We start from the raw sequence: 11,517 nt of genomic DNA on the forward strand, positions 1-11,517 counted from the left end.
CCTGCCGGACCGCATTTTTTCGTGTCTGGCGCCTGCCGCTCACGCAATGCCGCCATGACCGTGCTGAACCCCAATGTGCCGCCTCCGTCCGGACGCCCGCCCACCGGCGTGATCTGGCTCTATCGTTTCGACCCGGCCGGACGGGCGAACGCGCAGCCGGTCGACCAGCCTTTCGAGCTGTTCGACCCGAATGACGGTTTTCTCTGGCTGCATCTCGATCTCGTTGATCGGCTGGTTCGCGATTGGATCGACAAGACGGCTGGACTGCCGGCGGCGGCGCGGGCGGTGCTGCTGTCGACCGATGAGACGGCGCTGCTCGAATGTGACGAGACGGCAGTCTGGGGTGTCTTCATCGATACGATCCAGGATCCCGACGACGATTCGCTGCGCGCCGCGCCGATGCGCTTTGTCCTCGGCGACGGGTTCCTGGTCTCCGGTCGGCGTCATCCCGTGCGGTCCGCCGCCTTGATGCGCGGTCGCATCGATGCTGGCCATCTCGTGGGTGGCCCGGTGGCGCTGTTCGAATTGATGATCGCGCAAGTGCTGCGGGCGATCGCGGAAACGCTGCGCGATCTTCGGCTCACCGCCGATTCGATCGAGGATCGCGTTCTGGACGACCGCCTGAACGACGAGTCCCGCCGTCTGGCGCCGCTGCGGCGGACGGCCGTTCGGCTGCGCCGGCAGCTCGCGGGATTTCGTGGCATTCTCAGGCATTTCGCCGAGGAGCACGCGGATAACGAAATCCAGGCGGGGTCGCGGGCTGCCGCGGAGCGGCTGTTTCGCCGGATCGAAGCGCTCGATCAGGAGGTGCTGGAGATCCAGGATCGCGCCCGGTTCCTGCAGGACGAGATCGCCGCGAAGATCGCCAACAACACCAACCGCCACCTCTATGTGCTCTCGATTCTCACCGCGATGCTGATGCCGGCGACACTGGTCACCGGCATTTTCGGCATGAACACCAGCGATCTCTGGCTCGAGCAGGGCGGGCACGGAACGATCGTGGCGGTGGCGATCGCCGGTGGCGCCTCGGCCTTTGTGCTGTATCTGCTGCGCCGGCTCGGCTTTTTCGATTAGGCGGCGGGCATCAAAAAGCCCGCCGCATTGAATGCGGCGGGCCAGTAGGCCTCCCGGCGAGCGGCGGGCCGCCGGAAGGTATCCGTCAGCGTCGCTTGGCCACGGGCGCGCGGGCCGGCTGGCGGCCGGCGCGGGCGTCGTCGCGCATCTCGTACCACATCGCGTTCAATATCGCGAAAGCGCAGGCGAGGCTGATGCCGAGGATCCAGGAGAAATACCACATGATGCCTTTGCTCCGCTTCTAGTAGGCGTTGGGGTTTCTGCCGAGGCCTTCCGTCGTCACCTTGCCGCGCATCACGCGATAGACGAAGGCGGTATAGACGAGGACGATCGGCAGGAAGACGAGCGTCGCCAGCAGCATGATCCAGAGCGTCAGATGCGAGGACGAGGCGTCCCAGACGGTGAGGCTGGCGTTCGGATCGAGCGAGGACGGCAGCAGGAACGGGAAGAGAGACAGCCCGGCGGTCGAAATGACACCGACAATTGCTGTCGCCGATCCGATGAAGGCGAGACCTGCAAGCCGCCGCGCATAGGCGAAGAGCGCGATGGCGCTGCCGAGAAAGCCGAGCAGCGGCGCAACCATCATCCAGGGATGGGCGCCGTAATTGGCGATCCAGGCGCCGGACTGCCGCACCGCCGTCTTGGCGAGCGGATTGGAAGGGCCGGCGACGTCCTGCACGCTGGTGACAACATAGCCGTCGAAGCCGAGCGCCACCCAGATGCCGCCAAGCGCGAACAGCACGATAGTCGCGAGCGCGGCATAGCTGCCATAGATGCGGGCGCGCTCTGAAATGGCACCGCTCGTCTTCAGCATAAGCATCGAAGCGCCATGAGCGACCAGCATGGACAGGCTGACAAGCCCGGCGAGCAAGGCGAACGGCATCAAAAGGCCGAAGAAGCCGCCCTCATAGAACGGGCGCAGTGAATCGTCGAAGCGGAAGGGTACGCCGCGCAGGACATTGCCGACCGCGACGCCGAAGATCAGCGCGGGAATGAAGCCGCCGACGAACAGCGCCCAATCCCAGGTCTCGCGCCAGCGGGGATCGGCGATCTTGCTGCGATATTTGAAGCCGACGGGGCGCAGGATGATGGCGATCAGGATCACCATCATGGCGAGATAGAAGCCGGAGAACGACACGGCGTAGAGCATGGGCCACGCCGCAAAGATCGCGCCGCCGCCGAGGATCAGCCAGACCTGGTTGCCTTCCCAGACCGGGCCGATGCTGTTGATGACGATCCGCCGCTCGTCGTCATTGCGGGCGACGAAGGGGAGGAGGGCGCCGACGCCGAGGTCGAAGCCATCCATGATGGCGAAGCCGATCAGCAGCACGCCGAGCAGCAGCCACCAGATGAGCCGCAGCGTCTCGTAATCGAGGGGAACGAAGGGAATCATCGTCTGTGCTCCACTAATGCTGCTGCGGACGGGCGAATGCCGCACCGGGAAGGATGGTGCCGCCCTGTGGCTCCATCGGCTCGGCCGCCGTGGGGCCCTTCTTGATGGCATGGACCATCAGGTAGACCTCGACGATGGCGAGGCTGGTGTAGAGCACCAGGAAGATCGCCAGGCTGATCGAGAGATCGACGAGCGTGAGGCCGGAGGCGGCGTAGAAGGTCGGCAGGACGCCTTCGATGATCCAGGGCTGGCGGCCGAATTCGGCGACGATCCAGCCGACTTCGATCGCGACCCAGGGCAGCGGCAGGCTCAAAAGCGCCACCCACAGCATCCAGCGCTTGTCGCCGAGGCGATGCCGAGATGCCGTCCAGAAGGCGACGATGAAGAAGCCTATCAGGTAGAAACCGAGCCCGACCATGATGCGGAACGCCCAGAACAGCACCGGGACGTCCGGGATCGTCTCGTTGGCGGCGGCCGTGATATCGGCCTCGGTCGCGTTCTCGATGTCGGGACGATGCAGCTTCAGGAGAAGGCCGTAGCCAAGATCCTTCCAGGTCTCGCTGAAGGTCGCCCGTGCCGCGGCATCGTTCTTGTCGGCGCGGATCTTCTGCAGTGCCGTATAGGCCGTGATGCCGTTGCGGATCTTGACCTTGGCGTTGTCGACGAGGTTGACGATGCCCGGCAGTTCCTGGCTCAGCGAGCGCGTGCCGATGATGCCGAGCAGATAGGGGATGGAGATGGAGAAGCTGTTGTCCTGCTTCGCCATGTTCGGGAAGGCGATCACGTTGATGGCTGCCGGTGCCGGCTCGGTGTGCCACATGGCTTCCATCGCCGCGACCTTCATCTTCTGGTTCTCGGTCGCGAGATAGCCGCTCTCATCGCCGAGCACGACGACGGAGAGAGACGCTGCGAGGCCGAAGCTGGCGGCGACCGCCATGGAGCGCTTGGCCAGTTCGATGTGCCGGCCGCGCAGCAGGAACCAGGCGCTGACCGCGATGACGAAGACGGAGCCGGCGACATAGCCGGCGCTGACGGTGTGGACGAACTTTGCCTGCGCGACCGGATTGAAGATCACGGCCATGAAGTCGCTGATCTCCATCCGCATCGTGTCCGGATTGAACACGCCGCCGACGGGGTTCTGCATCCAGCCGTTGGCGATCAGGATCCACAGCGCCGAGAAATTGGCGCCGAAGGCGACCAGCCAGGTGACGGCCAGGTGCCCGACCTTCGGCAGGCGGTCCCAGCCGAAGAAGAACATGCCGATGAAGGTCGCTTCGAGGAAGAAGGCCATCAGGCCTTCGATCGCCAGCGGCGCACCGAAGATGTCGCCGACATAGTGACTGTAATAGGACCAGTTCATGCCGAACTGGAACTCCATGACGACGCCGGTGGCGACGCCCATGGCGAAGTTGATCCCGAACAGCGTTCCCCAGAACAGCGTCATCCGTCGCCAGATGTCGCGGCCTGTCATCACATAGACGCTCTCCATGATGGCGATCAGAAACGACAGCCCGAGCGTCAGGGGAACAAACAGGAAGTGGTACATGGCTGTGGCGGCGAATTGCAGCCGTGACAGCGTGACGACGTCGATGTCGAACATGGGCGATCCTCGAAACGTGATGATCGACGCTGACACGCGTTTCGGAAGGCGATCTTGATCAGAATCAAGCCCGGCGGCGATGTCGCATCGGCGGTCCGGCGGAGAGAGCGCTGCGGACGAAGTGCCGCAGGCCGGCACCCCGTGCCACGGCGCTTGCAAGGTGGATCGGCGAATCGCAAGCTCAGCCGTGAACTGCGTGGCAGACCGGGGGGACGATGAAAATGCAGAGCCTTGCCGAGAGGTTCGAGCGCGCGGCCGCGGCCTCGCCACCGCTTCGATTCGTCGATGTCGCGCTGCGCGGGCTCGGCCAGGTGATGTTCCAGGACAATCCCCTCACCGGGCTCTTCTTCCTGCTCGCCATCATCTGGGGCGCCGTCGCGACGGGGCAGCCCTTCGTGGCGATCGGCGGGGTGCTGGCGCTCCTCGTGGCGACCGCTACGGCGCTTGCGCTCGGCGTCGACCGGACCGCCTGGCGCGCCGGTCTCTACGGCTTCAACGGCGTGCTGACCGGTCTTGCCCTTGCGACGTTCCTTGCGCCCGGGCCAATGCTGATCGTGTTCGTGATCCTCGGAGCCGCGGTGTCGGTGGTCGTGACGCTCGCCACCCAGCGCTGGCTGGCGGCGTACGGCATTCCCGGCCTGACCTTTCCCTTCGTGACGACGAGCTGGCTCTTCCTCCTGGCCAGCCATGGCTTTGCCGGTGTTGCTGGTAGCGGCCTGCCGGCCGGCGCCGTTACGGCCCCGGCTATCATCGTTGCATCCGATCCGCTGCGCGTGGTCGATTTCGTCGGCGGCGTCGCCCTCAGCATCAGTCAGGTTTTCCTGAAGGACAGTCTCGTTGCGGCGCTGCTCTTCCTCGTCGGGCTGGCGGTTTCCTCGATTCCCGCCGCGCTGCTCGCCCTTGCCGGCGCCCTAATTGCCGTGATCATCGCCCACCTTGCCGGCGCGGAAAGCGATCTCGTCACCGGCGGCCTGCTTGGTTTCAGTCCGGTGCTGACAGCGGTCGCGCTTGGCTGTGTGTTCGCGAGCCCGACGCCGCGCAGTCTGGCCTATGCCGCCTTCGCAACGGTGATCACGGTCATCGCTCAGGTGGCGATGAATGCCGCGCTCGCTCCTGTGGCGCTGCCGGCTATGACCATGCCCTTCGTGCTGGTCACCTGGCTGTTCCTGATGGCGCGGCCGGCGGCGGCGAAGAGCTGAGCGCGTCGGGCTTCTCACGCCTGAAGGCGATGATGATCGGCGCCAGCACGGCGGCGACGAGGCCGGCGGCGAAGCCGTTGTTGTATAGCACCAGTCCGCCATGCAGGTCGCCGACGGCCAAAGCGGCCGACGAATGGATGAACCCGGCCACGATGCCCCAGTGCCAGCCGAAGCGCCCGGCGATCGGCGCCAGCGTCGTGCCGAACAGCGCTGCGAGCTGGAGCGACGGCATATCGGCGTTCCACGGCTTGGCGAGCGTGCCGATGAACACGCCGAGCATTACAGGCCAGATATTGCGCGGGTGTTTGCCGGCGGCTGCGAAGCCGACAATGGTCATGATCGCGCCGATCGTCGGACCATTGAGGTCTCCGCCGACAAGCAGGAGATAGGCGGTGCCGACCGCGCCTGATGCGCCCATGTTCACCAGGGTTGCACCGAGGCCCGCCGCGCCGATGAAATCGGCCGGTGCCTGGCCGGTCATCGCTAGAATGGTTCTGAAGCCGCCGAGCGCGCCGCGGTCGATCGCGAGGCCAGCTCCGGCGAGCGCCGCGAAGACCGCGAACAGGAAGATGCCGAGCCAGAGATTGTTGCCGCTCGTCCAGATGAAGACAGGCTCCGGCACGAAGCCGTAGGAGCGATAAAGCGCCACGACCAGCGTGCCGAGGATGCCGGCGGCGAAGCCCATATTATAGAGGCTGAACCCCATATGCGCCTTGAACAATTGAGCCGCGACGGGCACCAGCACGAAGCCGATGATGATCCCGGTGACGAGGCCGAGCGGCAGCGTCGCGGTGAGCGGCATCGTCGTCGAGAACAGTATCTCGGAGAAGATCGGCGCCAGCGCGCAGCCAAAAAAGGCGGTGTTGGCGTGGGCGGCGAAGCGTTCGCCTTTGACACGGCAATAGAGCCAGACGCCGGCGATGATCGGCCAGACATTCAGCAGATTCTTGCCGAACAGCCCGAAGCCGAGCGTCAGCAGCAGCGCCGCCACGGCGCCGCCGGTCATCTTTGCGCCCGCGCGCTGGTAGATGAGACAGCCGACAAGCGTCAGCAGGCCGGCATTCACGAAGGCTGCGCCCATGCCGCCGACGCCGATATAATCGGTGATCAGCGTGTCGCGGGCGATGAGGATCTTTCCGAGACCGCTGACGATCACGGATGGACGATCCGACGCGAGACCGAACAGCAGAAATGCCACGGCGACAGCCGCGACCACCCTGAGGACGCGCCCGTCTTCTGCCGCCCCCGGAGCCTCGGCCGCCAGTGCCGGGCGTGCCCCCGAACCGCTCATCGCTCTGCCTCCTGCATCCCGTCCGCCATGCTTCGCGCGTCCCGCAGCATTGATCACCTTGCCGGCATGCGGCGCAACGGCAGCCTGAGCCACGACTGCTACCTCAGGCCACGTTGCCGGCTGCGGCTCGACGCTTCATGGTCGACATCATGAGCACGATCGAGCACGATCCCGCCAGTTCAGCGTCGCGCCTCGGCGCGGCGGAAATGGCGTGGCTGAAGACGCAGCGGCGGGCGGGCGGGCTCTGGCTACGTGTTGCGATCGCGGTTCCGCTGGTCGCTGGCCTTTTCACCGTGGCGCAGGCTTTCACGCTGGCAACGATCATCGACCGCGCGCTTGTCGGCCATGTCGCTCCCGCCGGCCAAATCCGCCTCGTGCTGCTGCTCGTTGCCATCATCTGTTGCCGCGCCGTTCTGGCGCTGGTCAGCGAACGCCTCGGCAGCCGCGCTGCCGAGGACGTCAAGCGCGCCATCCGCCAGAGCCTGCAGGCCTCGATCATGGCGAAGAGTCCGGAATGGCTGCGGGAGCGCTCCTCCGGGGTGCTGGCGAGCCAACTCGTCGACGGCGTCGAGGCGCTCGACGGCTATTTCGCGCGCTTCATGCCGGCGATGATCGCGGCGGCGGTGCTACCGGTCGCCTTCGCCATCGGACTGATGCCTGTCGATATCGTGGTCGGAGCGCTTTTCCTCGTCACTGCGCCGCTGATTCCGCTTTTCATGGCGCTGGTCGGCTGGGGTGCCGAGGCGGCGAGCCGCCGCCACATGACCGCGCTGACCCGTCTGTCCGGGCTGTTCGCCGATCGGCTGCGCGGCATTCTCGTATTGAAGCTGTTCGGTCGCGCCGAGGACGAGGTGGCGCGCGTCAAGGCGGCGAGCGATGACGTCGCCACGCGGACGCTTCAGGTGCTGCGCATCGCCTTCCTCTCCTCGGCCGTGCTCGAATTCTTCGCGGCGATCGGCGTCGCCGGCGTCGCGCTCTATGTCGGGCTGACCTATGTCGGCTTCATCGACCTGCGTGGCTCGCCTCTCGGCCTGCAGGCCGGTCTGTTCTGTCTGCTGATGGCGCCCGAAGTCTATATGCCGCTGCGGACGCTGGCTGCCCATTATCACGACCGCGCGGCTGCCAAGGCCGCTGTTGCCGATTTTGCGGCGCTCATCAACGGATCGGCGGATGCCGTCGCCGGTGTTCCCGCTCCGACGACTCCTCTTCCGGCTGGTGCGCTGTCGGTTACGATCCGCCAACTCACGCTCCATGCCGCGGGGCGGGGCGTCATCCTCGATGGTGTCGATCTCGACATCCCCGCCGGTGCGCGCATCGCGATTCTCGGCCCGAGCGGCATCGGAAAATCGAGCCTGATCGAGGCGATGGCGCGCCTGCGCAGTTTCGAAGGTTCGATTGCCATCGGCGGTGTGCCACTCGGCGAGATCGACGAGGCATCGATGCGCCGCCAGGTCGCTCTGCTCGGCCAGCGGCCGAAGCTGTTCCACGGCACCATTGCCGACAATATCCGCTTGGGGCTGCCCGATGCGACGGCCGCGGCGGTGAGCCGTGCCGCCGACCAGGCGCTTGTTGGCGATTTCGCCGACCGGACGGCTGACGGCCTCGAGATGGCAATCGGCGAGCGGGGCAGGGGCGTTTCGGGTGGTGAGGCCCACCGCGTGGCGCTCGCGCGCATTTTCCTGCGCGATCCGGGGCTGATCTTGCTGGACGAGCCCACCGCCCATCTCGATGCCGCGACGGAGGCGCGGATTATCGCCGCCATTCTCCGTTTCGCGGAAGGGCGCACTTTGGTCGTGGTCACCCATTCCGAACCCGTCGCCCGCAGCATGGACCGGATCTACCGGATTGCCGGCGGCCGTCTCCTGCCGGTGCCGCACCGTCCGTCCAGCATGGCGACCGCCCGGCGCGAACGGGGAGACGCGCCATGAAGCTCCTGCTGCCGCTCGTGCTTCGCCGCGCCCCCGGCTTCTTGCTGGCGCTGGCGCTCTCGGTGCTGACGCTTGCCGCCGGCGCGGGCCTGCTCGGCGTTTCCGGCTGGTTTCTGACCGGCGCGGCCTTGGCGGGCGCTGCCGGCGGTTTCGAGCTTTTCGCGCCGTCGGCGGCGGTGCGCGGGCTCTCCTTCCTCAGGATCGGCGCGCGCTATGGCGAGCGGATGACCGGCCACGCCGTCACACTCGCGATGCTCTCGGAACTGCGCAGCACGCTATTTGCGCGCTTGATCCCGCTGGTGCCGATGAAAGGCGTCGCCGGCCGCACAGGCGATTTCGTCGCGCGCCTGACGGCCGATATCGAAGCGCTCGACATGGTGATGCTGCAGGCCGTCCTGCCGCTGCTGACCGCCTGCACTGCCGCCGCCGGCCTCGCGCTGATGCTGTGGCTGACGTTGCCGGAGGCGGTTCCGGTCGGCGTCGCCGGGTTCGCGCTTACGGCGCTCGCGGTCCCGCTGGCGCTCGTTCTCGGCGGGCGCCGTATCGGTGCTGCGACGGTTGCGGCTTCGTCCGATCTGCGCGTCGCCGCCCTCGACGCCGTCGATGGCCACGCTGATCTTGTGGCGCTCGGCGCAACGGAGGCCGGCATCGCCCGCTTCGCCGAGGCCGCCGCCGGCCTGCGTGCCGCCCGGCTGGCGGAGGCGCGGCGCGTGGCGCTCGGTCCTGCTCTCGCACAACTTGGTGCCGGCCTCACAATGGCGGCGACACTCTGGCTCGGGCTTGGCGCGCTCGCCGAGGGCAGGATCAGTGGACCCGTCCTGACGGGCGTGCTCCTCGCCATTCTCGGCCTCTTCGAGGTCACCGGCCCGATCCTGCGCGGGGCCGGGCGCATCGGCTCGGCGCTGGCCGCATCCCGCCGCGTCTCGGACATCGTGGCGACCGTCCCGTCGATCCGCGATCCGCTCGTGCCGGCGCGACTGCCGGGCGAGGGCGCCCTCGTCATCGACCGCGTCAGCTATGGCTACGGCATCGACCGACCGGTGCTGGCCGACATTTCCCTCGAGGCGCAACCGGGCGAGCGGATTGCCATCCTCGGCGCCAGCGGCTCAGGAAAATCCACGTTGCTCGGCCTCATCATGCGGCTCGACGACGTCGGCGCCGGCGCGATCCGCTTTGGCGGCATCGATATTCGCGATGCCGCGCTGGCCGACCTCCATAGCCACATCGCTCTCCTGACGCAGGATGCGCCGGTCTTCATTGGCACGGTGCGCGACAATCTGAGGATCGGCTCGCCTTTCGCCGACGACGCAACGCTCTATACGGCGCTCGGCAATGCGCGGCTGGCCGAATTCGTGCGCAGCCTGCCTGAGGGGCTCGATACCTGGCTCGGCGAGTCCGGGGCGACCCTGTCGGCCGGACAGGCGCGGCGCCTCTGCCTTGCGCGCACGCTGCTTTCGCCAGCCCGGCTGATCCTGCTCGACGAGCCGACCGCCGGGCTCGACGGCGAGACGGAGGCAGAGTTTCTCGGCGACCTGCTGACGGCGACCGAAGGACGAACGCTCGTCGTCGCGACCCACGCCGCGCTGCCGAGAGCGGCGGTCGACCGTATCTTCAAGTTCGACGACGGCCGGCTGGTCGAGGCCTCGCGCTGAGATCGGTTAACCCGGCGGAGCGTGATCCGTCGCCCGGTGCGAGGCGAGCAATGCGGCGGCGAGCGCACAAAGGCCGGCGCCCGGCCCATCCGGTCCGACGCTGCGATAGGATGCGCGCGCGCCCTCGACCAGCAGGAAGAGATGGTCCGCCAATTGTTCGGGTTCGGTGAGGCCCGACGCACAGCAGAGCGCCGTGAGCCGTTCCCGGCGTGTCCGCGCCGCAGATTCAACAAACTTGCGTCCGGGATGCTCGGGATCGCTGATCTGGATGGCGGCGTTGACCAATGCGCAGCCGCTTGCGTCATGGCGCTCGCCATGGCCGCCGACGCGATCGAGCCAGGCCCGGATCTGCGCGAGAGCATCGCCCGGATGCAGTTCGGCGATCTCGTCCCAGATGCGCGCCGTCTCCTCGGCGAGGCCGCGAAGATATTCGGCCACCAGCAGGTCCTTCGATTCGAAGTGCCGGTAGAGCGTCATCTTGTTAGTCCCGGCCGCTTCCGCGATCGCCTCGACGCCGACCCCCTGCACGCCGTGCCGATAGAAGAGCTCGCGCGCGGCCACGATGATGCGCTGGCGCGGCGGGAGAGCTCCGTCTCTCATACGGTGAACGGACTGTTCAGAAAGCTGCGCGGGCACGGGCTTGAAATCCTGTTACTCAACGGTAACATTTGATCATGTTACCGAACAGTACCGATCTTGGCGGACAAACGCGTCCTGACCCAAGATAGTGAAGGGAACCGCTATGACCAACATCCTTTTCGTCTCGTCCAGCCCGCGCGGCGCCGCTTCGCAGTCCTCCAAGGTCGCAGAGCAACTCATCGCCGGGATTCGCGCCGAGGATCCGACCGCGACCGTCACGCGGCGCGACCTGGCTGCCAATCCGCTGCCGCATCTCGACGGCGAATTCCTTGGTGCCATCTTCGGCCCGGCCGAGGCGCACACCGTGGAGCAGACACGCCTGCTCGCGCTCTCCGATCAGCTCGTCGATGAAATCTTTGCCGCCGACGTGATCGTCATCGCCTCGGCCATGATCAACTTCACCGTGCCGTCGACGCTGAAGAGCTGGTTCGATTTCATCGCCCGCCGCGGCCGGACGTTCAGCTATGGCGAGAACGGCCCCGAGGGGCTGGTCAAGGGCAAGCGGGTGGTCGTCGTCGAAGCCAAGGGCGGCATCTATTCCGACGGCCCCATGAAGGTCCACGACTATCAGCAGCCCTGGATGCGCTTCATGCTCGGCTTCCTCGGCATGACCGATGTCGAGGTCATCTATGTCGAGGGCCAGTCGCTGGGGGCGGATCGCGCGGCGCAGGGCGTCACCGAGGCTTCAAGCCGCGCCAACGACACGGCGCGCGCCCTCGCAAGCCGCATCGCGGCCTGACA

10 protein-coding genes are annotated in these 11,517 nt (G+C 66.7%); 5 read left to right on the top strand and 5 right to left on the bottom strand.

Annotated features, from left to right (window positions below):
* Nucleotides 1-54 precede the first annotated feature (54 nt).
* Entirely contained in the window at nucleotides 55-1,074 is a 1,020-nt protein-coding gene (locus LB518_RS03290; protein WP_224572967.1) for a CorA family divalent cation transporter, read from the top strand.
* 85 nt (nucleotides 1,075-1,159) lie between these two features.
* On the opposite strand, the gene cydX is transcribed toward LB518_RS03290, so the two are convergent.
* The 3 genes from cydX to LB518_RS03305 are packed head-to-tail and all read right to left on the bottom strand — an operon-like array spanning nucleotide 1,160 to nucleotide 4,067.
* Nucleotides 1,160-1,297 carry a cytochrome bd-I oxidase subunit CydX gene (gene cydX, locus LB518_RS03295; protein WP_224572969.1) on the bottom strand — a complete coding sequence of 46 codons (138 nt, stop codon included), beginning with the start codon at nucleotides 1,295-1,297 and terminating at the stop codon, nucleotides 1,160-1,162.
* An 18-nt stretch (nucleotides 1,298-1,315) separates the two neighbouring features.
* Nucleotides 1,316-2,467, bottom strand: a complete 1,152-nt coding sequence (gene cydB / locus LB518_RS03300; RefSeq protein ID WP_224572972.1) for a cytochrome d ubiquinol oxidase subunit II — start codon at nucleotides 2,465-2,467, stop codon at nucleotides 1,316-1,318.
* A 13-nt stretch (nucleotides 2,468-2,480) separates the two neighbouring features.
* Nucleotides 2,481-4,067, bottom strand: a complete 1,587-nt coding sequence (locus LB518_RS03305) for a cytochrome ubiquinol oxidase subunit I (RefSeq protein WP_224572974.1) — start codon at nucleotides 4,065-4,067, stop codon at nucleotides 2,481-2,483.
* A gap of 221 nt (nucleotides 4,068-4,288) precedes the next feature.
* On the opposite strand from LB518_RS03305, the gene yut reads away from it, so the two are divergent.
* Nucleotides 4,289-5,266, top strand: coding sequence for an urea transporter (yut, locus tag LB518_RS03310; RefSeq protein WP_224572976.1), 978 nt, complete (start codon nucleotides 4,289-4,291; stop codon nucleotides 5,264-5,266).
* Here the strand turns inward: yut and LB518_RS03315 are convergent.
* Nucleotides 5,220-6,557 (bottom strand): DUF1576 domain-containing protein, encoded by a 1,338-nt coding sequence (locus tag LB518_RS03315; RefSeq protein WP_224572979.1) that lies wholly within the window; start codon nucleotides 6,555-6,557, stop codon nucleotides 5,220-5,222. The genes yut and LB518_RS03315 overlap by 47 nt on opposite strands.
* A 149-nt stretch (nucleotides 6,558-6,706) precedes the next feature.
* Between LB518_RS03315 and cydD the strand changes: the two genes are divergently transcribed.
* Both cydD and cydC read left to right on the top strand, forming a co-directional pair.
* A complete protein-coding gene (gene cydD / locus LB518_RS03320; protein ID WP_224572981.1) occupies nucleotides 6,707-8,485 on the top strand; it encodes a thiol reductant ABC exporter subunit CydD in 1,779 nt (592 codons plus the stop codon).
* Nucleotides 8,482-10,137 (top strand): thiol reductant ABC exporter subunit CydC, encoded by a 1,656-nt coding sequence (gene cydC / locus LB518_RS03325; protein ID WP_224572983.1) that lies wholly within the window; start codon nucleotides 8,482-8,484, stop codon nucleotides 10,135-10,137. Before cydD ends, cydC begins: the two co-directional genes overlap by 4 nt.
* A 6-nt stretch (nucleotides 10,138-10,143) precedes the next feature.
* On the opposite strand, the gene LB518_RS03330 is transcribed toward cydC, so the two are convergent.
* Nucleotides 10,144-10,737 (bottom strand): TetR/AcrR family transcriptional regulator, encoded by a 594-nt coding sequence (locus LB518_RS03330; protein WP_224572985.1) that lies wholly within the window; start codon nucleotides 10,735-10,737, stop codon nucleotides 10,144-10,146.
* 142 nt (nucleotides 10,738-10,879) lie between these two features.
* On the opposite strand from LB518_RS03330, the gene LB518_RS03335 reads away from it, so the two are divergent.
* Nucleotides 10,880-11,515 (top strand): FMN-dependent NADH-azoreductase, encoded by a 636-nt coding sequence (locus tag LB518_RS03335; RefSeq protein WP_224572987.1) that lies wholly within the window; start codon nucleotides 10,880-10,882, stop codon nucleotides 11,513-11,515.
* Nucleotides 11,516-11,517: the final 2 nt, after the last annotated feature.

This window comes from Mesorhizobium sp. BR1-1-16 (assembly GCF_020165495.1).
In the GTDB taxonomy this organism is placed as follows: Bacteria; Pseudomonadota; Alphaproteobacteria; order Rhizobiales; family Kaistiaceae; genus Kaistia.

Coding starts and splice junctions, on each gene's coding strand:
- cydD (WP_224572981.1), top strand. CDS start 6,707: ATGAGCACGATCGAGCACGATCCCGCCAGTTCAGCGTCGCGCCTCGGC.
- LB518_RS03335 (WP_224572987.1), top strand. CDS start 10,880: ATGACCAACATCCTTTTCGTCTCGTCCAGCCCGCGCGGCGCCGCTTCG.
- yut (WP_224572976.1), top strand. CDS start 4,289: ATGCAGAGCCTTGCCGAGAGGTTCGAGCGCGCGGCCGCGGCCTCGCCA.
- LB518_RS03330 (WP_224572985.1), bottom strand. CDS start 10,737: ATGAGAGACGGAGCTCTCCCGCCGCGCCAGCGCATCATCGTGGCCGCG.
- cydB (WP_224572972.1), bottom strand. CDS start 2,467: ATGATTCCCTTCGTTCCCCTCGATTACGAGACGCTGCGGCTCATCTGG.
- cydC (WP_224572983.1), top strand. CDS start 8,482: ATGAAGCTCCTGCTGCCGCTCGTGCTTCGCCGCGCCCCCGGCTTCTTG.
- LB518_RS03315 (WP_224572979.1), bottom strand. CDS start 6,557: ATGAGCGGTTCGGGGGCACGCCCGGCACTGGCGGCCGAGGCTCCGGGG.
- LB518_RS03290 (WP_224572967.1), top strand. CDS start 55: ATGACCGTGCTGAACCCCAATGTGCCGCCTCCGTCCGGACGCCCGCCC.
- cydX (WP_224572969.1), bottom strand. CDS start 1,297: ATGTGGTATTTCTCCTGGATCCTCGGCATCAGCCTCGCCTGCGCTTTC.
- LB518_RS03305 (WP_224572974.1), bottom strand. CDS start 4,067: ATGTTCGACATCGACGTCGTCACGCTGTCACGGCTGCAATTCGCCGCC.